The sequence below is a fragment of the Neobacillus sp. FW104-15D2 genome (assembly GCF_058790155.1).
Genome location: NZ_JBYTCJ010000003.1, coordinates 106,854 through 128,032 on the forward strand (window position 1 = coordinate 106,854; position 21,179 = coordinate 128,032).

The 21,179-nt window shown below is 39.5% G+C and carries 22 protein-coding genes; 10 read left to right on the top strand and 12 right to left on the bottom strand.

Going from position 1 to position 21,179, the window contains the following annotated elements:
* Positions 1–113: 113 nt before the first annotated feature.
* The gene (locus AC3WR0_RS03905) at positions 114–941 is read left to right on the top strand and encodes an alpha/beta fold hydrolase (protein WP_492551077.1); all 828 of its coding nucleotides are present in this window, start codon (positions 114–116) and stop codon (positions 939–941) included.
* A 176-nt stretch (positions 942–1,117) separates the two neighbouring features.
* Here AC3WR0_RS03905 and AC3WR0_RS03910 read toward each other — a convergent pair whose 3' ends face one another.
* Positions 1,118–1,315, bottom strand: coding sequence for a hypothetical protein (locus AC3WR0_RS03910; protein WP_492551078.1), 198 nt, complete (start codon positions 1,313–1,315; stop codon positions 1,118–1,120).
* A gap of 235 nt (positions 1,316–1,550) precedes the next feature.
* The gene (locus AC3WR0_RS03915) at positions 1,551–1,811 is read right to left on the bottom strand and encodes a DUF1871 family protein (RefSeq protein ID WP_492551079.1); all 261 of its coding nucleotides are present in this window, start codon (positions 1,809–1,811) and stop codon (positions 1,551–1,553) included.
* Between the two features lie 84 nt (positions 1,812–1,895).
* Here AC3WR0_RS03915 and AC3WR0_RS03920 point away from each other — a divergent pair, with 84 nt between their 5' ends.
* The 6 genes from AC3WR0_RS03920 (at position 1,896) to AC3WR0_RS03945 (ending at position 7,117) form a co-directional block, all read left to right on the top strand.
* Complete coding sequence (locus AC3WR0_RS03920) at positions 1,896–3,059, top strand: MalY/PatB family protein (protein WP_492551080.1); 1,164 nt, start codon at positions 1,896–1,898, stop codon at positions 3,057–3,059.
* Between the two features lie 102 nt (positions 3,060–3,161).
* Complete coding sequence (locus AC3WR0_RS03925; protein WP_492551081.1) at positions 3,162–3,590, top strand: MarR family winged helix-turn-helix transcriptional regulator; 429 nt, start codon at positions 3,162–3,164, stop codon at positions 3,588–3,590.
* A gap of 220 nt (positions 3,591–3,810) precedes the next feature.
* Positions 3,811–5,445 carry an MFS transporter gene (locus AC3WR0_RS03930; RefSeq protein ID WP_492551082.1) on the top strand — a complete coding sequence of 545 codons (1,635 nt, stop codon included), beginning with the start codon at positions 3,811–3,813 and terminating at the stop codon, positions 5,443–5,445.
* A gap of 40 nt (positions 5,446–5,485) precedes the next feature.
* Positions 5,486–6,121: a biotin/lipoyl-containing protein gene (locus AC3WR0_RS03935; RefSeq protein ID WP_492551083.1), complete on the top strand. Its 636-nt coding sequence runs from the start codon at positions 5,486–5,488 to the stop codon at positions 6,119–6,121.
* A gap of 76 nt (positions 6,122–6,197) precedes the next feature.
* Positions 6,198–6,743: an NAD(P)H-dependent oxidoreductase gene (locus tag AC3WR0_RS03940; protein ID WP_492551084.1), complete on the top strand. Its 546-nt coding sequence runs from the start codon at positions 6,198–6,200 to the stop codon at positions 6,741–6,743.
* Positions 6,743–7,117 (top strand): hypothetical protein, encoded by a 375-nt coding sequence (locus AC3WR0_RS03945; RefSeq protein ID WP_492551085.1) that lies wholly within the window; start codon positions 6,743–6,745, stop codon positions 7,115–7,117. The genes AC3WR0_RS03940 and AC3WR0_RS03945 overlap by 1 nt, the downstream gene beginning before the upstream one ends.
* A 355-nt stretch (positions 7,118–7,472) precedes the next feature.
* On the opposite strand, the gene AC3WR0_RS03950 is transcribed toward AC3WR0_RS03945, so the two are convergent.
* Together AC3WR0_RS03950 and gnd are read right to left on the bottom strand one after the other, a co-directional pair.
* Positions 7,473–7,850, bottom strand: a complete 378-nt coding sequence (locus AC3WR0_RS03950; protein ID WP_027320558.1) for a PH domain-containing protein — start codon at positions 7,848–7,850, stop codon at positions 7,473–7,475.
* 58 nt (positions 7,851–7,908) lie between these two features.
* Positions 7,909–9,321 carry an NADP-dependent phosphogluconate dehydrogenase gene (gene gnd, locus AC3WR0_RS03955; RefSeq protein WP_492551086.1) on the bottom strand — a complete coding sequence of 471 codons (1,413 nt, stop codon included), beginning with the start codon at positions 9,319–9,321 and terminating at the stop codon, positions 7,909–7,911.
* A 211-nt stretch (positions 9,322–9,532) separates the two neighbouring features.
* Here gnd and AC3WR0_RS03960 point away from each other — a divergent pair, with 211 nt between their 5' ends.
* A complete protein-coding gene (locus tag AC3WR0_RS03960) occupies positions 9,533–10,210 on the top strand; it encodes an FMN-dependent NADH-azoreductase (RefSeq protein WP_492551087.1) in 678 nt (225 codons plus the stop codon).
* Between the two features lie 293 nt (positions 10,211–10,503).
* Here the strand turns inward: AC3WR0_RS03960 and cls are convergent, their stop codons facing one another.
* The 7 genes from cls to AC3WR0_RS03995 form a co-directional block, all read right to left on the bottom strand.
* Positions 10,504–12,021, bottom strand: coding sequence for a cardiolipin synthase (gene cls / locus AC3WR0_RS03965; protein ID WP_492551088.1), 1,518 nt, complete (start codon positions 12,019–12,021; stop codon positions 10,504–10,506).
* 126 nt (positions 12,022–12,147) lie between these two features.
* Complete coding sequence (locus tag AC3WR0_RS03970) at positions 12,148–12,273, bottom strand: hypothetical protein (RefSeq protein ID WP_492551089.1); 126 nt, start codon at positions 12,271–12,273, stop codon at positions 12,148–12,150.
* Positions 12,274–12,596: 323 nt separating this feature from the next.
* Complete coding sequence (gene pgmB, locus AC3WR0_RS03975) at positions 12,597–13,268, bottom strand: beta-phosphoglucomutase (protein ID WP_492551090.1); 672 nt, start codon at positions 13,266–13,268, stop codon at positions 12,597–12,599.
* Positions 13,268–15,580: a glycoside hydrolase family 65 protein gene (locus AC3WR0_RS03980; protein WP_492551091.1), complete on the bottom strand. Its 2,313-nt coding sequence runs from the start codon at positions 15,578–15,580 to the stop codon at positions 13,268–13,270. The genes pgmB and AC3WR0_RS03980 overlap by 1 nt, the downstream gene beginning before the upstream one ends.
* 251 nt (positions 15,581–15,831) lie before the next feature.
* Entirely contained in the window at positions 15,832–16,380 is a 549-nt protein-coding gene (locus tag AC3WR0_RS03985) for a superoxide dismutase family protein (RefSeq protein ID WP_492551092.1), read from the bottom strand.
* A 346-nt stretch (positions 16,381–16,726) separates the two neighbouring features.
* Complete coding sequence (locus tag AC3WR0_RS03990; RefSeq protein WP_027320565.1) at positions 16,727–16,933, bottom strand: hypothetical protein; 207 nt, start codon at positions 16,931–16,933, stop codon at positions 16,727–16,729.
* 92 nt (positions 16,934–17,025) lie between these two features.
* Positions 17,026–17,616: a peptidylprolyl isomerase gene (locus AC3WR0_RS03995; protein WP_492551192.1), complete on the bottom strand. Its 591-nt coding sequence runs from the start codon at positions 17,614–17,616 to the stop codon at positions 17,026–17,028.
* 243 nt (positions 17,617–17,859) lie between these two features.
* Here AC3WR0_RS03995 and kapB point away from each other — a divergent pair, with 243 nt between their 5' ends.
* Entirely contained in the window at positions 17,860–18,240 is a 381-nt protein-coding gene (gene kapB / locus AC3WR0_RS04000; RefSeq protein ID WP_492551093.1) for a kinase-associated lipoprotein KapB, read from the top strand.
* Positions 18,241–18,466: 226 nt separating this feature from the next.
* Here kapB and kapD read toward each other — a convergent pair whose 3' ends face one another.
* Positions 18,467–19,087 (bottom strand): 3'-5' exonuclease KapD, encoded by a 621-nt coding sequence (gene kapD / locus AC3WR0_RS04005; protein ID WP_492551094.1) that lies wholly within the window; start codon positions 19,085–19,087, stop codon positions 18,467–18,469.
* 233 nt (positions 19,088–19,320) lie between these two features.
* On the opposite strand from kapD, the gene AC3WR0_RS04010 reads away from it, so the two are divergent.
* The gene (locus tag AC3WR0_RS04010) at positions 19,321–21,177 is read left to right on the top strand and encodes a transglycosylase domain-containing protein (RefSeq protein ID WP_492551095.1); all 1,857 of its coding nucleotides are present in this window, start codon (positions 19,321–19,323) and stop codon (positions 21,175–21,177) included.
* Positions 21,178–21,179: the final 2 nt, after the last annotated feature.

Consider the following 21,179-nt stretch of genomic DNA (forward strand, 5'->3'; position numbering starts at 1 on the left):
GAAGTGGACAAATCTTTATCCGATTTGTCCTCTTTTTTTTGATTTTCAAGGTGTGAACTTGTAAATATTGGGGAAAATTAAAAGTTAAACATGAGGCGCAGGGGGAAGGGTGCATGGAACAAACCGTTTTTAATGAAAAAAAACAAATAAATGATATAGAAGTCTATTATGAATGGTATCCCAATGAAGCCTCAAAAGGAACGATTGTCTTATTACATGGGTTTCTTTCTTCTACCTTCAGTTTCCGCCGTCTTATTCCGCTGTTAAATAAAGAATACCAGGTTCTATCTATCGACCTCCCTCCCTTTGGGAAAAGCGGGAAATCGAACCGGTTTATATATTCCTATAAAAATATGGCCTTAACAGTAGCTGAACTCCTTGAAAATATGGGGCTAAAAAATGTCATCCTTGCTGGACATTCAATGGGTGGACAAATTGTCTTAAACATCCTTCACTATAAACCGGGACTTGCGGAAAAAGCGGTGCTTCTTTGCAGTTCCAGTTATTTAAAACGCTCAAAATTGCCATTGGTTTTCGTCAGCTATATCCCCTTTTTTCACTTATACGTCAAGTTTTGGCTTGCTCGTTCCGGGGTGAAGCAAAATCTGCAGCAGGTAGTTTATGACCATTCTCTTATTACAGATGAAATGCTCTATGGTTACCTTCAGCCCTTTTTAGAAGATGATATATTTATGGCGTTAACCCGGATGATCCGCGATCGTGAAGGCGACTTGTCCAGCGCCGTTTTAGGGAAAATTGACATCCCCTGCCTGTTAATTTGGGGAGAACAAGATAAAGTTGTCCCTTTAAGTATAGGAGAAAGACTCCAAAAGGATTTAAGAAATTCAGAACTAATTGTACTTGAGGATACAGGACATCTTGTACCAGAGGAAAGGCCCGAAGACGTCTATCAGTATATGCGTAATTTCCTGGAGAATTAAGCGGCAAAACGAGCATATCGATTTTCTTCTGGCAAACGAGTCTCGTTCGGGCATTAATTTTAGCAAGCGGGGCATACAATAGTTGAAGTTGGGCATTTCTTGATTAAATTCGTGCCTACCGTGTTCAACGTTGTGCATTTCTTATTCGGGCATTTCTTAGCCAATTTGTGCATTCCTTATTCGGGCATTTCTTTGCCAATTTGTGCATTCCTTGACCAATTCGTGCTTTCCATGACCCAATTCGTGCATTCCTTGACCCAATTTGTGCATTCCTTGACCAATTCGTGCATTCCTTGATCAAATTCGTGCATTCCTTGACCCAATTCGTGCATTCCTTGATCAAATTCGTGCATTTCTTGACCAAATTCGTGCATATATGTTTCTTAAGAGGGGATTTCAAGCTTAAAGGTGTCGCCCAAGCGGCTTTCATAATAAAAACGAACTAAAAAAATCGCTTTTCTTTTAAAAAAACAAAAAATACAAACCTTTTTATGGGGTAAACGACTAAAACGAGGACCTCTTCTCTCGAGTTACCCCAACTGGTATGTACTTTCTATTTAAAACAAAAGAGCTTATCCTCTGGGGACAACCTCTTTTCATGAGCAGCTTTTATAACGAACAGGAAGAGTCCGATTTTATCAAAAGCAATTGATTTGAAACTTTTAAGCAGCTTTCCATTGGGATTACTTCCTCAAAGGAAAACTCATAGATACTCTGAATTCTTTCTGCAAGCCTTACTGAGTCGTCAAGTTCATAGACAGCCTGAATTATATCAGCTATTTCTGTATCATAACGTCCGTGGCCTATCTCGAAAGGGTCCCAATCATTCAATTCATCGTAAAGAAGAAGATTAACTTGTTGTGTTTCCATCTCATCACCTAATATTTCAACATTTGATTGCTTTATTTTATCATAGGATCATGAAGTTAAAAATAGGAAGGAGCTGGCGAAAGTATGAAATGGTTTGATGAAAGGATAGAAAGGCTAAACACTTCCTCTGTAAAATGGGAAAGAACAAAAGAAGTATTTGGTACTGATGATGTACTGCCAATGTGGGTAGCTGATATGGATTTCCGGCCACCACAGGAAGTTACAGAAGCTCTAAAGGAAAGAATCGATCATGGGATTTTTGGCTATACCTTTATCCCCCCTTCTACATACGAGGCTATAACAGAATGGCAGAAAAAACGGAATGGCTGGGATGTCCATTCCTCCTGGGTCCTCTTTTGCAGCGGGGTTGTACCTGCCATTGGAGTAGCAATCCAGTCTTTTACCGAACCCGGAGATAAAGTTTTGCTTCAATCACCAGTCTATACTCCCTTTTTTGAGATGGTTAAAGTCAACGGACGAGAAGTAGTAAATTCACCACTTGTGTTAAAAGAAGGAAGATACGAAATTGATTTTACTTCCTTCGAGCAGGCATTAAAGCAGGGATGCAAACTCTTTCTCCTCTGTAATCCGCATAATCCCGGAGGAAGGTCCTGGACAAAAGAAGAACTGCTCCAAATTGGTGAGCTTTGTAAAAAATACGATTGTCTAATTGTATCAGATGAGATCCATTCTGATCTGGTTTATAAAAATCGAAAGCATATTCCAATAGCTTTCTTAAATGAAGATTTAGCCAACCGGACGATTACCTGCATTGCCCCGAGTAAAACATTCAACCTTGCAGGACTTCAGGCCTCAGCACTAATCATAAAAAATGAGAATTTACGTGATAAATTCAATCATATTTTAAAACAGCAGGGATTTTTCACTCTTAACCTATTCGGAATAGTGGGCATGGAAACGGCCTATCGTTACGGAGAAAGCTGGCTAAACCAATTGCTGGATTATTTACAAGGAAACAAGGAGCTTGTTCAAAACTACCTGGCTGAAAATCTTCCCCAAATAAAATACATGGATCCAGACGGAACTTACTTACTATGGCTGGACTGCCGAAACCTTGGGTTAGGGGATAAGGAAATAAGGAAACAGCTGCTTGAAAAAGGAAAGCTCGCCCTAGAGCCGGGTACAAAATACGGATCTGGCGGCGAAGGATTTGTTCGAATGAATATCGCTTGTCCTCGTGAAACACTAAATGACGGGCTTGAGAGACTGAAAAGGGCCTTTACTTAAGAATCTTTGCTAAAATAGCTTCAGTGAATGAAGGGAATGTTATACTTACCTAGTGAACATCAAAACAAATGGTTTTTGTTTTAAAAGGGGAAGAATGTAAACATGGACTCACTCCAAGCTATTCAATATGAACTCGCCTTATTGGTTCGCCTAATAACTTCTCACAGCCCGCAATTGGGCAGTTTGGATAGATCTGAATATCTTATTTTGTGCGAGCTGGAGGACTCTGGCCCTTTAGCCATCAATGAAATTGCCGAGAAATTGATGTTAAATATATCAACAGCCAGCCGGCAGGTGGGAACTTTGGAAACTAAGAAATATATTCGCCGATATCCGGATCCCACCAATGGCAGGATAAGTTTGATAGAAATTACTGCTGCTGGTCTGGAAGTCTTACAGAGGGTTCAAAATGCGCGCTATGATTTCTATAGGGAGATTCTGCATGAATGGTCTCCGGAAAAGTTAAAAGACCTGGAATCCAACTTATCCCAACTAAATTTTGATTTAAAAAAAGGAAAAAGAAAGAATTAAATACCAAAGACTGCGGAGTTTTTTCGCAGTCTTTTTTTATACAAAGGTTTTTTTGAGGGGTTAGAAAAAGTTTCATATTGCCTTTTTTTTTATATATTGTATAATACAACTTGTTATTTACAAGTTAATCATGTTGTTAATATGACATTTGTTTTATAGGTATTTCTATTTTATTCATGGTTTAACAGAGATAACTTATTTCTGAAAGGAGGAAGCATGATTGAGCACACAGATAAACACATCCTCATCAGAGACCGAAAAAGTAGCTGTCCCCCAATATTTGATAATATCCTTTTTAACTATTTTTGCTATTGGGTCTCAGTATTTTTCGAATCTTTCTTACACGCTCAACCAGGGTATTGTTCAAAACGGGCTTAACCTAAGTTCAAATTATTTACTTTTCCCCTCGACACTATCCAACTTAGCCTTTGCTCTAGGCGTGCCGCTGGGTCCTGTGCTTACTAGAAAGTTTGGTTTGCGGAGGAATTATTTGACATTTATCTTTATTTTTTTATGCGGTTCTATTGTTGCTGCAGTTGCTCCTAACCTGTTAATACTTATAGCTGCAAGAGTAGTACAGGGTTTAAGCGCAGGATTTTTATTTTTAACCATTTTACCTGCCAGCTTAAGATCTTTCCCAAACAAAATACGTAATTTCTTTTTACTGATGATTATTACGGGCTTGTTTGGAGCCAGTGCACTTGGGGCATTATTTGGATCCATATCTTTAAACGCCGATGCATGGCGCTGGTTATTTGTACTAAATGTTTTGGCTTCCTTCCTGTGCCTGATCGTCGGATTTCTTGGTCTGCCTAAAAATGAGGAACATCAGCATGACCACACCCCAGTAGATAAAACTGGAGTATTTTTATGGATTTTGTCTATGGCTGTTCTGGCATTTCCGCTTTGTAATTTAATGCAGAATGGATTTTCTTCCATTTATGTATGGCCGTTTCTTGTAGGGGCTTTTATTTTATTAGTACTTTTTGTTCTAGTAGATATAAAAGCAGAAACGCCTTTAGTTCCTTTTCGGACATTAAAAGCAGCAAAACCAATATCAGGAACCATAATGGCGGTTGCATCCCATGTTTCCTTAATCTTTGCTATAGCAGGGATCAACGGCTTTTTAAGAAATGATATGGATCTTCCGTTTAAATACTTATCACACTTTTATTTCTGGTTCTTTGTAGGAGTAGTGGTGACTGCTATTCTCAAAACTTTGCTTTACGATAAGCTGGGAGCAGGAATTCTCGGTTTCATTGGATCACTTGTGGTTATTTTTGTAAGCATTCAGTGGAGAACAATCGAGGCTGGAGCTTCTCTGACATCTTTATATTTTCAAGTTGCTTGTCTTGGTGGCGGTGTAGCTATGGTACTGGTATCAGGAGCTTTAGGCACAGCGTTAGCCGGTGATATACACCAGGCATCCATGAGGTCGGTGACACTGCACTCTATTCGTAACTTTACAGGTGCAGTCATATCCCCAATAATCGGCTGGTACCTGACAAGACAAAATGCGGCTAACTATGAAGGTATTAGAGGCCATCTTGACCAAAATGGTTCTGAATTCAAACTTGAAATGACTAAGCTGATCAGACACTTTATGGAAAATGGACATTCCCTGGCAAGCGCAAAAAGCCTGGCATCCTATGAACTAATAGTGAATGCAAAGAAATCCGCTATTCTAGGTGCCTATCATAATTTGTTTACCATTTTACTTGTATTGGGAGTTATCATGCTCTTGGCTTCTATTGGTAAAATCGTTACCGGAAAAGGCCGATCTTTGGTTCAAAAACCAACACGTATCCTCTTGCCTGCTCCTAAGGAAAAGGAATTAACAGATAAAACAGCTTAATAATAATACCTAATTATTTATTGATGGGAGAGAAAAGATAATGAGTAAAGGCGGCTTAATTTTAACAAATATTATTGGGCTCGTTGTGATTGTTGCTTTAATTGCTGCGGGTGCCTACTTTTACTATGAAAATGAAAACTATGTAAAAACTGACGATGCAGTTGTATCGGCCGATATGATGCAGGTAGTTGCCCCCACTTCTGGTTTGTTAACGGAATGGGATGTCAAAGAGGGCAACACTGTTGCTAAAAAGGATGCCTTGGGAAGCATTTCAGATGGAAAAGAAAGCCTTCCTGTAAACTCTATGATGAGTGGAAAAGTAATAAAAAATGAAGCAAAAGCAAATCAGATGGTGCAGGCAGGACAGGTATTAGCCCAAACTGCTGATATGGATCACTTATATATAACAGCAAATATTAAGGAATCAGACTTAAAAGATATCTCAGTTGGCAGCAGTGTTGATATTACTGTTGATGGAGATTCAGATGTGATATTTGATGGAAAAGTTGAAGAAATTGGGTATGCTACTAATTCCGTATTTTCTGCCCTTCCTTCACAAAATTCAACCGGCAATTACACAAAAGTTACTCAAAAAGTTCCAGTGAAAATTTTAATTCAGAATCCCTCCGAAAGGGTTCTCCCTGGAATGAATGCAGAAGTTAAAGTTTCAATTTAATCATTTAAGAAATCATGCCCCCTATTGCGTCTGTGAATAGGGGTTTCATTTTTAAACGATCAAGGAGGAAACAAAAATGAAAATCTATGTTGTCTATGATAGCGAGGGAGAACATACAAAAGCACTAGCCCATTCTATAGCTGAAGGTGCCGGAAAAGTAAAAGGTGCGGAAGTATTTATTGATCATGTGGACCAGGCTGACGTTTATAAGCTGCCGGAAATGGATGCCATTATATGGGGCTGCCCGGGGCATTTCGGCACAATTAGCTCCGGATTAAAGTCATGGATTGACCGCCTAGGCTACTTATGGGCTGAAGGTAAACTCATCAACAAAATCGGCGCCGTTTTTTGCACAACTGCAACTACCCATGGCGGGTTGGAAGCTACTATGCTTAATCTTATTACACCAATGCTTCACCAGGGTATGATTCTAGTTGGGCTGCCAGGAAACATCCCTGAAAATGCTCTATATGGTTCTTATTACGGAGTAGGTATCACCTGTCCAGTCGAAAGCACGGAGCTTATATCGAGGGAAGGCATAGAGTTAGGGAAAGCGCTGGGAGAACGTGTAGCCAATGTGACAAAGGCTTTTACGAATCAGCCATTTGGAGATGATAATTAATGTTCATACTCATCGCATTTGGTGTTATTGCAGTTATCGCCTTAGTGGCTTTAACCATATTTAATATGAAAGCAGCTTCTGCCATGAATAAGACAGAACCGGTTTTAGTCAAAAGCGAAAATGAACAAATGCTTTTAGAACACCATTCCAACAATGTTGGAGACACTGGAGTTCAGAATAGTACGGAACAGAGAAATGTTTCTGAAGAAAAGAATATGACTATTGATGATAATGCCTATCGAAATGCATTAAAATCCTTCCAAACAGAAAATAAAAAAATGGATACTACTGAACAGCAATCCAATAAAATGAACGATAATGATTTTCGCAAGGCATTAAGGTCAATGTCTGAGAAACCTAAGGATATTGAGTAATAAGAAAAGCCCAAGCGCCCCTGCAGCGAAGCAACTACCTGAGTAAACTCCCTGTAACGGCTTCTCTGAATTGACGACATGCAGCTTTACGACGAGCTGAACATACGCTTCTTTGAAAAAGCTGTGGCGCTGGAGCACTTGAGTTAGATGTTGACTTATCGCAGGAAGAAGCGGGATGGACACTAGCTGCACCAAGTATCACCTAAAGGTCATACTTGATGCAAGATATTCAAGGATGCTTTACAGAGGTGAAAACTCGCTGGGCGCTGGAGCTAGACAGTTACAAGGGTCAAAAATTTTATACTTTCTGATCTTTTGAAATAAAAAATGGGCAGCCAGAGCGGCTGCCATTTTTTTATTTAAGGACATATTCTGCCAGAACACTTTGAAGTTCATAAATGTTAAGGCTTTTGTTAAATTGCTTTTGTAAAGGCAAAGCATTTCCTGAAATCCAGATTTTTAGCTCTGCATCCAGATCAAAGTTCCCTGCGGTTTCAATACTGAAATGAGTAATGCTTTTATAGGGAATGGAGTGATATTCCACCTTTTTACCGGTTATGCCTTGCTTGTCCACAAGGATTAGTCGTTTATTCGTAAAAATAAACAAGTCCCTTATAAGCTTATATGCTTTTTCAATTCGTTCATTTGGAGAAAGAATTTGAACAAAATCCCTTTGTATTTCAGAAACACTCACTTCCGAAGCATTTCCCATTAATCCGTTAAAAAGCCCCATTGCATATCCCCCTTTTGTTACATGAAATTAGTTTACACCTTTCCCTGAGAAAGAGGTATTATTTTTCAAGCCAGTTCGTATGGAAGGTTCCTTCCTGATCCACTCTTTGATATGTGTGGGCACCAAAATAATCTCTCTGTGCCTGAAGAAGATTTGCAGGAAGAACCTCTGATCTGTAGCTGTCGTAATAAGAAAGAGCACTTGCCAATCCCGGAACTGGAATGCCAGACTTAATAGCAATAGCAACCACTTCCCTTGCCGATTCCTGATAGTTCTCCACTATGGATTGGAAATAAGGATCCAGCAAAAGATTTTCAAGTTCAGGATTACGGTCGTATGCTTCCTTAATTTTATGAAGGAAGCCTGCACGAATGATACAGCCACCGCGGAAAATCATTGAAATTTCACCAGGCTTAAGATCCCAGCTATACTCTTTAGAAGCATTCTGCAATTGAGCAAAACCTTGTGCATAGGAAATAATTTTACTTAAATAAAGAGTTTTTCGGATTAATTCAATAACTTCTTCTTTGTTTCCGGAAAACTTTGCCTGTGAAGGGCCTCTCAAAATTTTGCTTGCTTTTACCCTTTCATTTTTCATTGCTGATAAGAATCGGGCAAAAACGGATTCAGTGATAATGGAAAGAGGCACTCCGAGATCCAGCGCACTTTGGCTGGTCCACTTACCTGTGCCCTTTTGGCCGGCTGTATCAAGGATAACATCAACGAGTGGCAAGCCTGTTTTTTCATCTTTTTTTGTAAAAATGTCTGCAGTTATCTCAATAAGATAGCTGTCCAGTTCACCGCTATTCCAATCACTGAATACCTTGTGAAGCTCCTCAGCGGATAATCCAAGGATGTTTTTCAATAAATGGTATGATTCGCAAATTAACTGCATATCTCCGTATTCAATTCCGTTATGAACCATTTTCACGTAATGGCCTGCACCGTTTGGTCCAATATAAGTACAACATGGATCCCCATTTACTTTTGCAGAAATGGATACCAAAAGGTCTTCAACCTTCTCGTATGCTTCTTTCTGCCCGCCTGGCATAATGGCCGGTCCTGTAAGGGCACCTTCTTCTCCTCCAGAAACCCCTGCTCCAATAAAGAGGATTCCCTTTTCCTCAAGTTCCTTATTTCTTCGAATGGTTTCTTCAAAATAACTGTTTCCGCCATCGATCAGGATATCACCTTTTTCCAAGTATGGAACCAGGCTCTCGATGGCTTTATCAGTAATAACTCCTGCATTAACCATCAATAAAATTTTTCGTGGTGTTTCCAGAGATTGAACAAACTCCTGGACATTATTAGTTCCTGTTAAATTCTTTTCTTTATTAGTATCAAGAATTTCATTTATTTTTTCTTGTGATAAATCATAAACAGCAACAGAAAAACCCCTGCTCTCAAAATTTAGTGCAAGGCTCCTTCCCATTACTCCTACTCCGACTACTCCAACATTCTGTCTTTCCAATTCAAATCATCCCTTCAAGATGCAAAACATAAATTATGTAATGATATTTTTTGTACACTGAAATATTTCTATTATATCCAAAAGTACGGAGGAATCAAAATGTTAAGTTTTGTTAGCCCTTTAGACTTTAGACACTTAATGTTCAGAAAAGACATCGATTGTTCAATTTTGAGCATTCCGCCTTTTTATATAATGGATAAGAGAGTATTTAGTGAAGGGACTTGAAAATATGACGAAACTTCTATATATCACCGCTAATCCCAAGGGTATTGAAAAATCAAAAGGACTGCAAATAGGGGAAACCTTCCTCAATTCTTTTTTAGAGGAACAGCCAAATACAGAAATTAAGCGGATTGATTTGTTTTCATACGATTTGGCCCATATGGATGCAGATCTTGTATCCGCCAGAGGTAAGCTGGCTGGCTACGGTTATACGATGGACCAGTTAACAGAACCTGAAAGAGTAAAAATAAAAAAAATGCGTGCTGTTGCTGATGAATTCATACAGTATGATTATTACGTATTTGTCTCGCCACTTTGGAATCTAAGCTCCCCTGCAGTTTTAAAGGCTTATATTGATAATTTATTTGTTTCCGGAAAAACATTTGCCTATACTCCAACCGGAGCCAAAGGACTTTTGACAGATAAGAAAGCTGTACACATCCACACAAGGGGCGGACAATATATCGGAACGCCGATGCAGGAGCTGGAATCCGGGGATCGTTATTTAAAAATTGCATTAAGATTTCTTGGTATTGAAGTAATGGAAACTATTGTAGCTGAGGCATTTGATTTATACCCTAAAAAGGTTCCGGAAATTGTTGCAGCTGCCAAAGTACAAGCTGCAGCCGCAGCGAAAGAACTGGCAAAAGGAACAATTATGATTTAACTAAGAAAAAGCCCGTTCAGCGAAACAACTTCCTGTAACAGTTTCCCTGAATAGACGACATGCAGCATTGCGACGAGGTAAAATATAAGCTTCTTTGAAAAAGCTGTGGCGAAGGAGCACTTGAGTTCTATGTCAGTTTACCGCAGGGAGAAGCGGGAAGGACACTAGCTGGCCCAACTATCACCTAAAGGTCATACTTGAAGGATGCTTCTCTTGATGAAAACTAGCTGGCCGCTGGAGCTAAGAATTTTAAAAAGCTGCATTTCTTCATGAAATGCAGCTTTTCCTAATAGTTAAAGTACGCCAGAAAACAGTCTTGCAAATGACTCTTTTGCACGGTTAAAGAAACCTCTTTTATAGAACTCAACAGGGCGAATCCTTTCACTGTCCTTCATATCTTCCTCATAGTCAGCTGCAAGATCCCGAATCGCACTGGAGCCAAAGAGAAAAACGTTCACTTCAAAGTTCAAATGAAAGCTTCGCATGTCCATATTGGCAGTTCCAATGGATGCAAGATTTCCATCAACTATTATAAGTTTTTGATGCAAAAATCCTTTTTGGTAGGAATACACCTCTACTCCATAACGTAAAAGCTCAGGAAAATAGGAACGGCTTGCATATTGAGTTAAAAAGCTGTCATTAATCTCCGGCACCATTACCCTTACCTCAATCCCTTTGGCCGCAGCCACTCTTAAAGCTGTCCGAATAGACTCATCAGGAACAAAATATGGTGTGGCGATCCATATCGACTGTGTCGCACTGGAAATTAAAGAATAATAAAAGTCACTCATAATACCCTGCTGTGTATCAGGTCCGCTGGCAACAACCTGGACGGCTCCATCAATCTCACCTTCTTGGACATGAAGCCTGTTCGCACTGTAACTTTCAAGAACCCTTTCTCCGCTTACATACTCCCAATCTAGTAGAAAAACAGCCTGAAGGTTGAATACAGCCTCCCCTTCCAAAACCATATGGGTGTCTCGCCAGTAACCAATTCTTTTGTCTTGTCCTAGATATTCAACTCCTACATTCAGGCCGCCCACGAATCCTATTTCCCCGTCGATAATAATAATTTTCCTATGGTTGCGGAAGTTGAATTTCTGATTAAAAAAGCCATATTTTAATGGAGAGAATGGATGAACCTTAATCCCCGCCTCCGTCATTAAAGCAATATCCTTAGCAGAGAGGCTTAAACTTCCCGCGGCATCAAAAATAAAAAGTACCTCCACTCCGGACTTTGCTTTTTGAATTAAAATATCAATAATCTCTTTGCCCAGACGGTCAGACCTGAAAATGTAATATTCAATATGAATAAACTTTTTAGCTTCCTGAAGACGCCTTTTTATTTCTGTAAAAGTCTCTTCTCCGTTCTTTAAGACGGACGCCTTCGTTGCAATGCTAATTGGAGTAACCGAAGCATTCTCCGCAAATTTTGCAAAGGACATTTGCTGGTCGAGCAAAAAATTCAAGTCAGGTTTCGTTTCTGTCCTGGTAAGCTTCTCCCACGCCTCCCTGTCATTTCTTCGCTTTGTCTGAAAGAGATACCCCTTTAAATAAAGCTGTCCGGAGTAAAGATAAAATATATAACCGATAAGCGGAAGGAAGAACAAAACATACATCCACAATAAAGTGTGGGGAGCAGACCTATTTTCCAGTATAAGAGAAAAAATACTGACCATAATAATCGCCAGATAAAAAATACCAGCTATCAGTTTTATATAAAAGGGATAGCCGGTAAAAAACATGAGATAAACACATATTGCAAGTAAAATAATAAATAAAAATTCCATTCTGCTCTTTTTTTTATTCATATCAGTCTCCAGCCCAAAAGTTTTATAGCAACACAGTTACCTTTACCCTTATCTTACTTAATTAAAAACATTCGCTTAGTATGCAAAAAACTCCGTAAAAGGACTTCTTTACGGAGTTTTTCTAAATCAATTACTAGTTTCCTTTAATGTATTAATATAACGTTCCAAAGAATACTTATTTTCTGTTACATTGGCCAGGAGCTTTTCAACCTGGCTAACATCATGCCAATCCAGCGAAACAGCTAGATTCATGGTTCTGAAAAATGCATCCTCCTTTTCGCAAATCTTCTACCTCTTTTCTTAAAACTTCTACCCCTTTTTCCGATACTTCTACTTTTCTCACTTAAAGACCGGCCATTGCCGGCTTTACTCGCATATGTTCTCCCTTTTGGATGTGAGGTTCTACTCCTTTTCGCAAATCTTCTACCTCTTTTCTTACAACTTCTACTTCTTTTTTCTATACTTCTACTCTTCACACTTTAGTCAATCCGTCGAGAAGACCATGGCTGTCGATCAAAAACAGGAATTTTCACCATAGAAAAACCACCGGAAAATCCCGGTGGCTCTCTTTTAGTTTATTTATTTTCAAAGGATGTTCTTATTTCACTGTAAGAAATTGATTCTGTATTCGGGTAGATAAGATCCGCCTTGGCAAGTGTTTCATTGTTACCAACTCCAACTGCGAACATTCCGGCACCTTTAATACTTTCAACTCCAGCCGCTGCATCCTCAATTCCAATACAATTTGAAGGATCAACATTTAATTGCTTTGCTGCTGTCAGAAATATTTCAGGATCAGGCTTTCCCTTCAGAATCTTAGCTGCATCCACAATAGTATCAAACTGGGAAGTCAGTTCCAGGCGGTTCATAACAGTAAACGCATTTTTGCTTACTGATGCAAGCCCAAGCTTTAAACCGTCTGCCTTTAGTTTAGTTATTAATTCCTCAATGCCTGGAAGGATATCCGCAGGAGTGATATCTTCTATAAGCCTGCAATAGTGGACATTTTTTTGGTCAGCAAGAATCTTTTTTTCTTCAAAAGTAAAATCATTCTCACGACCGCCCAGTACAAGTATTTTTTCGAGTGAATCCATTCTTGATATTCCCTTTAATTCCTCATTAAACTCTCTTATAAAAGGAATATCCAATTCCTCGCCCAATGCTTTCCAGGCAAGATAATGATATTCTGCTGTATCTGTAATAACCCCATCCAGGTCAAAAATTACAGCTTTTAACAGTTGTGACATTATAGTATTTCCTCCAATTTTTGTTTAGCAACAGCTATTACCCGGCCATTTTCTTCAATATTGACATCTTCGCCATATAAATTAATAGTGAGGGCTGGGCCATCCAGAGTAATCGCTGTTTCATCTTTTGTAGCTTCTACATGGATTAAACGGCCGCGGTAAACAATTTTAAAGGCATACCGACCCCATCCTTCAGGGATAAACGGCGCAAACGATAAGGTTTCGTTAGCTGTACGCATTCCCGCAAACCCCTGAACAATTGAAAGCCATGAACCAGTCATACTTGTAATGTGAAGTCCATCCTCTGTGTCATTATTGTAATTATCAAGGTCGAGGCGTGCTGTACGATTGTACATTTCATACGCTTTTTCCTCCATGCCAAGCTCTGCAGCAAGAATGGAGTGGACACAAGGTGACAATGAAGACTCGTGAACAGTCATTGGCTCATAAAACTCAAAATTACGGCGTTTTTCTTCTTCGCTGAATTCATGGTTCAAGAAGTACACACCTTGGAGTACATCCGCCTGCTTGATAAAACAACTGCGAAGAATTTTATCCCATGACCAGTTCTGATTTATAGGACGTTCTGATGGATCAAGCTCATCGGCAGTCATCAAATTTTTATCAAGGAATGTATCGTGCTGGACAAATACACCTAATTCCTCATCATAAGGGAAGTACATTTTCTTAATAATTTCTGTCCACTTTCCGATTTCAGCACCATCAATTTCCAAATCCTCAACACGCTTGCCATGCCCATTTTTCTGCAGGTATTCAACTGCCCAAAGGGTATACTTCAACGTCCAGACTGCGATTGTATTGGTGTACCAATTATTGCTGACATTATTCTCGTATTCATTTGGCCCTGTAACACCATGAATCATGTACTGATCTTTTTTCTTATTGTAGTGTACTCTGTCAGCCCAGAAACGGGAGATACCTGTAAGGACGTCTATCCCATACTCATTTAAATATTCTTTGTCCCCAGTATAGTTCACATAATTATAAATCGCATAGGCAATTGCACCATTCCGGTGGATTTCCTCAAAAGTGATTTCCCATTCGTTATGGCATTCAACCCCTGTAAAAGTAACCATTGGATAAAGAGCACCTTTAAGACCTTGCTGGCGGGCATTGTGATAAGCCCCTTCTAATTGGTTGTGCCTGTAGACTAGTAAATTTCGGGACACTATTGGAGAGGCTGTTGACAGGTAAAAAGGAATGGCATAAGCCTCTGTATCCCAATATGTTGCACCGCCGTATTTTTCCCCTGTAAATCCTTTTGGTCCGATATTTAGTCTTGCATCTTCACCATAGTAGGTACTGAAAAGCTGGAACAGGTTAAAACGAATACCTTGCTGAGCTACCTCATCGCCATCAATTTCAACATCAGCAATGTCCCAACGCTTTAGCCAGCCATTTTTATGTTCTTCAAGCAATGCCTCAAATCCTTTAGCTGCACTTCTTGTCAGAACCTCCTGACCTTTTTGGAGAAGTTCTTTCTCAGAATAGTCACGATCGGTGGTAACAGCAATATATTTGTAAAGTGTTACTGACTCTCCCTTTGCTGCTTTTGCAATGATGGTGTTTTCTACGTACTCATTTTTAAGTGCTGTAGAAACAGAAACAACATTACCTTTAACATCAAGCTTCATTGAAGCAGCCACTTTAAATGTTGGCGTTCCAAATGGATTATCCTTTGTTTTCATGACCAGGCTGCCCTGATAATCAGAAATTCCTTTGCTGATTTCAGTCCAGAAATCCTCATCATAGTTGGAATCTTCGTTACGGATATCACCATCCATGTACGGTATGAAAGTGATTTCACCTTCATAGTTTTTAGGAGTTACAGAATATTTAATGACAGCTAGTTCCGGGTCCGCAATGGACAGGAAACGAACTGCCTCAACTTCTGTTATTTTTCCGCCATGATTTACAGTAAATCGTCGAGTTAGAATACCATGCTGCATATCGAGTTCACGATAGTATTCGTTAACCTCATTTGTATAAAGGTCAATCTCCTGTCCTTCTAGTAAAACTCGAATACCAATATAATTGATGGAGTTAATCACCTTCCCAAAATATTCAGGATAGCCATTCTTCCACCAGCCAACCCTTGTTTTATCCGGGAACCAGACTCCCGCAATGTATGACCCTCGGTGAAAATCGCCTGTGTATGTTTCTTCAAAATTGCCGCGCATGCCCATATGTCCGTTACCAAGACTGGTTAAACTCTCAGCAAGACGAAAATCATCTTTATGGAGTTCAGTCTCAACAATTTTCCAATTGTCCACTTGAAATAATCTTTTCATCTATGTTCATCCTTTACACTAATTATTGTGCAACCGTTTTCCTAAATGTCCAAAAAAAATGAAGCCTTCGCAACCTATGTATCTATTATAAACAATTCTTATTAAAATAAAAGTGAATAATTATCTAAAACAGCAAAAAAAGAAATCGTTTGCACAGAGACAGAAAACATTTTCTTAGCCTCTAACCGGTTTCCGACCCGGAAGCAAAACAAAAAAGCGGCAGGATTGATTTTTCTTGCCGCCAGTAATATTTATTGTTTTTCATCCTGTGCTTTCTTCTGCCCTTTTTTATTAAGCGAGATTTCACCGCATGCAATTCTATTCCCTGAATCGCCAGACGGCTGGGTCATCCCATCATCTTTGGCCTCATGAATAACGATCGAGGTTCCTTCTTTTGTAAAAAGTGATGTTTTCCCACTTTTGAGAGTTAGTTGAGGTGCCACAAGCTCTGCCTTTGCCTTCCCATCGCTTTCAACTATTAAGTTTGGCAGGTCTCCAGCATGTGCGCCTTTCGGATGAAGAAGACCGTGTTCTTTTTTCTCTGGATTAAAATGATTCCCAGCAGATTTAAAATCAGGAGCCTCGCACTTCCCTTTTTCATGAATATGGATAGCATGCTCACCGGGAGTCAAACCACTGACATTCACTTCAAGTTTTATCCCTTTTGCCTGTTCAGATACGGTGACCGTACCCAATGAGTCCCCCGCTGGATTGTACATGTTTACATCCAACTTTTTCGGATTCCCTTCCGTACACCCCGCTAAAAACAGCAGCAGAATAAGAATCAAACCATTCTTCATCACCATACTCCTCCAGAAACGCAATTTGTCCATCAGTATCTCCTTAAAGGCTGTAAAATAAACTTTCCAAGACAAATGTGTTGCAGAGAATGATACTTTTCATCGGCATTACCGAGTTTTATTCCTTTTCCTTTTTTAGGTAAAAGTTTCCCGATCTGTTACCGGGTTTTATCCTTAATCCCCTCTTTATTGGACACTTTCACTAATTTGTTGGTGAATTTATCCTTAAGATCCACTCTAATCAACATTTCCCCTAGTCCGTTGAAGAGTTTTGTCTTTGAGGACCCTCTTTTTGTCGTTTCGTTGATTTTCTGACATTGATTATCCAAAAAAAAGAAACAGCTTCTCAGCTGTTCCTCCCAGTATCTTTTTTCATAATTTTGTCTTCCAGCTCTTTTGCCTTTTTTGCTTCCTTTCGTGAAATCACGATAAAGAATCTCATTGCGATCAGTGCCATAATAAAGAAAATAGCGAAGGTTATGCCCGCTGGTATATACTCTCTTTTATCTTCAGGAAAATATAAAAACAATGATAAAACAAACCATTGAACCATTTTTGTCTTCCTTTCTCCAAAAGGTGATGCTCAATGATTTATTATATCAATAACACTTTCATCAACCAAGCATTTCATTTCAACTGCAACACTTATTTAATAACAGTAATTTTTTTAATCGTTACATCTTCATTTGGCTTATCCTGAGCTCCAACTGGAGTATTAGCAATCTTATCGACTATATCCATCCCCTCAACAACCTGTCCAAAAACAGTGTGCCGGAAATCAAGCCAAGGAGTCCCTCCATGCTCATTATAAGCATCTATAATTTCCTTCGGATAACCAGCCTGCTCCATTTGTGACTTCATTTGTGAATCAAGACCAGTTTTCTGTACAATGAAAAATTGGCTTCCGTTCGTATTTGGACCCGCATTAGCCATAGAAAGAGCCCCGCGGAGATTGTAAAGATTTTTTGAGAATTCATCCTCAAACGGCTTTCCATAAATACTTTCCCCTCCGGTTCCCGTTCCTTTCGGATCACCGCCCTGAATCATAAAGTCTTTAATAACCCTATGGAAAATAAGGCCATTATAATAGCCTTCTTCGCTATGCTTGATAAAATTCTCAACGGCTTTAGGAGCATATTCCGGAAATAGTTTAATTTTTATTTTGCCCATCGATGTTTCCATTTCAACGGCTTTTTCATTTTCTGCAATTTCGGTAGAAAGCTGTGGATACTCCATTTTTTTACCTTCCTTTTGTGAAGTTTTTGATGCAGCCTTATGGGACTCCTGCCCTGTTTTGGTTTTACTGCCGGATGTTCCGCAGGCAGCCAGAATCATAATAACTGCGAAAATAATTGCTGCACTTTTCAGTCTCATATATCATTCCTCCAAATATTATGCTTAAACACTAAGTCTTTGTTTTTTATTAAATCATGCCCCATAATAAAATAAAACTGAAATTTAAAAAAGGAGAGCGAAATTGTGAGCGAATTCCAAATAGGAGATAAGGTTACTGCCATATATAAAACCGGAAAGTACATCGGTGAAGTTACGGATATTCGTCCCGAGCATTATTTAGTCAGGGTTTTGGGAGTATTGAAACATCCCATGCAGGGGGACCTGCATAACCCAAAAGAAATCAGTTCAGGGATTTTTCATGAACGCAGAGCCCTTGCCTTTCGTGAACAAGCCAACATACCGAAGAAAATGGTGAGGCTATATGAAGAGGAAATACCAGAATACAGCTCATCTTTAAGGGAAGCTGTTGATAGAATGAAAGCAGATCTCTCCCAGGATTCCGCAGCTTGGAACGAACTTAGCCTTAAGCTTATTGAAGGACTTGAGAAAGATTATTTCAAATAAAATAAGAAAAGCGGAAGCGCCCGTTCAGCGACGTATGGACTGGGGCCCACTTCGACTGAGATAAAGGATACACGAAATGCAAAGCATTTCGATGTTGACTTATCGTAGGGAGAAGCGGGATGGACACTAGGCGCTGGGCGCTGGAACTAGACAATTTAAAAGGTAAAACTTTATGCTTTCTTAACAAAAAATAAAGGCCAAATCACAATTCTCGTGATTTGGCCTTTTAAGCAAACTCATTTAGTAATTTTGAAAAATCAACCCGGTCTCCAATAGTAGTAGGTTCCGGTTTTTGAAGGTACCTCTTGTCTTTTTCCACTAGCTTGAAAATATGATAGGTTGTCAGAGCATCATCTAATGCCTTATGATGTTTCCCGGTTCCTTCCTTACCATATTCCTGAACTGCTTTCCAAAGCCCTGTCTGGTTCTGGTCTCCAAAGAACCTTTTATATTCCATTGAAAGATCAACTTCTGCCGCTTTAAATGGAAATGATATTCCAGAACGGCTGCAATTTTGACGGAGTACCTTCATATCCATGTTTCCCCATGTAACAACCGTATTGTCGTAATTCCTTCCCATCTCCTCCAGCATCTGCGCAAGCTCTCTAAACGGCAGGCCATCGTTCACCTGTTTTTGCGTAATATGTAAGAAAGATTTGCAGCGTTCAGATAAAATAGGAAACTGTACAGGTGTAACGTAAGTGGAGAATTGCTTCTGGATTTGATTGTCCACAACAGCTACAATCCCCGCCTCAATAATTTCAGGATAAAAATCCTTCGATCTCATATTTTTTTCAGGCATTGTAAATTCAAAATCGATAAATAAATATTGGCGTTTCCCTTTCATACTATCACCCTCTTTCTCTTCTGTCCGTTTATTTATATTATATAAGAGACCTGTACAAAAAAATTGTGCCTTTTCTCTAAGCCTATTTATTTTATTATAGCAGAATTCCACGGTAATTTTTTAAATTTTTTCACAATGATATTCCTATTTCCAGGTAATTATTCCTTTAAAAATGAATAGCCGAACCGATAACAATACAGTACAGCATAAAAACTCACAGGATTGATTTAATTATGAGAACATTATCAGGCTACCTTATTATTTTACTTCTGCTACCCCTTTTTGGCATGACCGTTTTTTTGGCATCGGAAGAATGGGGACATGCAAAAAGTATCCATAGCACTCTCGATAACAAAATAAAGATTAAAGATATAAGCCTTAAACAAACTAGTGAAATTCTTGACCGAAATGGCCAGCTTGTTTCTGAGATTGCCGGTGCAGAAACAAGGTATTATGTTGCCTCAAAAGATATACCTGTTTTAGTAAAGAATTTGTTTGTTGTTTCTGAAGACCGGAACTTTTACCAGCATCCCGGATTTGACTTACCAGCTATGGCTCGCGCAATGGCGATTAATATGAAAAGCCAGGGTATTTCACAGGGAGGAAGTACCATTACCCAGCAGCTCGCCAGAAATATCTATCTGGGACAGCAAAGAACCTACAATCGGAAGCTGAACGAGATTATGTTCGCTTACCAGCTGGAACGTTCCCTATCGAAAGAAAAAATTTTGGAGCTGTATTTAAATACTATTTACTTCCAAAATGGTGCATACGGCATTGAAGCAGCGGCAAGGGAGTATTTCAATAAACATATTGGGGAACTATCTGGGGGAGAGCAGGCCTTTATAGCAGCTATTCCTAATAATCCTTCTCTCTATAATCCGTTGAAGCATTTTGTATTTACGAAATCCAGGCAGGAACGCCTGCTGGATCAGCTTCATGCCGCAGGAATCCTTACTGCTCAGGAAACAGCAAAGATTAAGGCAGAGCCCATTCGTTTAAATATACGGATAAAAACTAATTTATTTCCAGATTATACTGATTATGCTGAAGCTGAATTGAAGGAATTAATTTTTCAAAAAGATGGCCTGGATCAGCTTGTTGCCAAAGCTTCCCCTGAAACCAAAGCAGCCATAATAGAAAAGGCTGAAGCGCATTATCAGGAAGTTGTTCATTCTGGACTGGTCGTGCATACTGCCCTTGATCCCGCCCTCCAAAATAAAACAATATCAGCCGTACAAAAAAATCTTCCATACCCGGGAGTTGAAGGCGCCGCCACAGTAATCAGGCAAAAGGATCATACGATTGTGGCAATGGCAGGCGGAAAAGCATATCGAAAATATGAATTTAATCGAGCTTACCAGGCATTCCGGCAGCCGGGCTCCTCTATTAAGCCTCTATTGGATTACGCGCCCTATTTTGAGCGAAAGCAGGCAAATATAACACAAAAAATTAATGCAGGTACATTTTGCTCCAACGGCTATTGCCCGGAAAACTACGGTAATGCAAAGTATGGATATGTGACGCTAGAGAGTGCCTTTATCCATTCCTATAACACCCCTGCTCTCCGTTTGTTACAAACAACTGGGATTTCAAATGCCTTTAAAGATCTTAACCTTTTCCATTTTCAGAATGTAACCAGCCAAGACCAAAGGCTTCCGGCTGGGATCGGAGGTTTTTACACAGGCATGTCTCCTCTTGAAATGACCCGTGCATATACGGTTTTTGGAACCGGCGGCAGCTATCAGCCATCCAGAGCAATTGTTAACGTTACAGATCGTCAGGGGAAAATTTTATATACCTGGAATGACAAACCTGTTAAGGTCTGGAGCCAGAAAACAGTCGATAAGGTGCGGGTTTTGATGAAGGAGACACTCAGGGCAGGCACAGCTAAACGGGCTTATATCCAGGCTCCCTATGCAGGAGGAAAAACAGGTACAACAAATGATTATAAAGACTATTGGTTAATTGGGCTGACAGACGAGCTCACCATTGGGGTTTGGGTTGGTAAGGACAAGCCACAGAGCATGGAATCCATTGAAAAAAAGGGTCCACACCTTATGATTTGGAAGGATATTGCTAAAAACTAACA

Excerpts from the sequence above, each read along its gene's own strand:
- AC3WR0_RS03905 (WP_492551077.1), top strand. The coding sequence starts at position 114 with ATGGAACAAACCGTTTTTAATGAAAAAAAACAAATAAATGATATAGAA.
- AC3WR0_RS03985 (WP_492551092.1), bottom strand. The coding sequence starts at position 16,380 with ATGAAGAATGGTTTGATTCTTATTCTGCTGCTGTTTTTAGCGGGGTGT.
- AC3WR0_RS04010 (WP_492551095.1), top strand. The coding sequence starts at position 19,321 with ATGAGAACATTATCAGGCTACCTTATTATTTTACTTCTGCTACCCCTT.
- AC3WR0_RS03970 (WP_492551089.1), bottom strand. The coding sequence starts at position 12,273 with ATGAATCTAGCTGTTTCGCTGGATTGGCATGATGTTAGCCAGGTTGAA.
- AC3WR0_RS03980 (WP_492551091.1), bottom strand. The coding sequence starts at position 15,580 with ATGAAAAGATTATTTCAAGTGGACAATTGGAAAATTGTTGAGACTGAA.
- AC3WR0_RS03925 (WP_492551081.1), top strand. The coding sequence starts at position 3,162 with ATGGACTCACTCCAAGCTATTCAATATGAACTCGCCTTATTGGTTCGC.
- AC3WR0_RS03935 (WP_492551083.1), top strand. The coding sequence starts at position 5,486 with ATGAGTAAAGGCGGCTTAATTTTAACAAATATTATTGGGCTCGTTGTG.
- AC3WR0_RS03950 (WP_027320558.1), bottom strand. The coding sequence starts at position 7,850 with ATGGGGCTTTTTAACGGATTAATGGGAAATGCTTCGGAAGTGAGTGTT.
- AC3WR0_RS03945 (WP_492551085.1), top strand. The coding sequence starts at position 6,743 with ATGTTCATACTCATCGCATTTGGTGTTATTGCAGTTATCGCCTTAGTG.
- AC3WR0_RS03910 (WP_492551078.1), bottom strand. The coding sequence starts at position 1,315 with ATGCACGAATTTGGTCAAGAAATGCACGAATTTGATCAAGGAATGCAC.
- AC3WR0_RS03990 (WP_027320565.1), bottom strand. The coding sequence starts at position 16,933 with ATGGTTCAATGGTTTGTTTTATCATTGTTTTTATATTTTCCTGAAGAT.
- AC3WR0_RS03920 (WP_492551080.1), top strand. The coding sequence starts at position 1,896 with ATGAAATGGTTTGATGAAAGGATAGAAAGGCTAAACACTTCCTCTGTA.
- AC3WR0_RS03915 (WP_492551079.1), bottom strand. The coding sequence starts at position 1,811 with ATGGAAACACAACAAGTTAATCTTCTTCTTTACGATGAATTGAATGAT.
- kapD (WP_492551094.1), bottom strand. The coding sequence starts at position 19,087 with ATGAAAGGGAAACGCCAATATTTATTTATCGATTTTGAATTTACAATG.
- pgmB (WP_492551090.1), bottom strand. The coding sequence starts at position 13,268 with ATGTCACAACTGTTAAAAGCTGTAATTTTTGACCTGGATGGGGTTATT.
- AC3WR0_RS03940 (WP_492551084.1), top strand. The coding sequence starts at position 6,198 with ATGAAAATCTATGTTGTCTATGATAGCGAGGGAGAACATACAAAAGCA.
- AC3WR0_RS03995 (WP_492551192.1), bottom strand. The coding sequence starts at position 17,616 with ATGGAGTATCCACAGCTTTCTACCGAAATTGCAGAAAATGAAAAAGCC.
- cls (WP_492551088.1), bottom strand. The coding sequence starts at position 12,021 with ATGAATAAAAAAAAGAGCAGAATGGAATTTTTATTTATTATTTTACTT.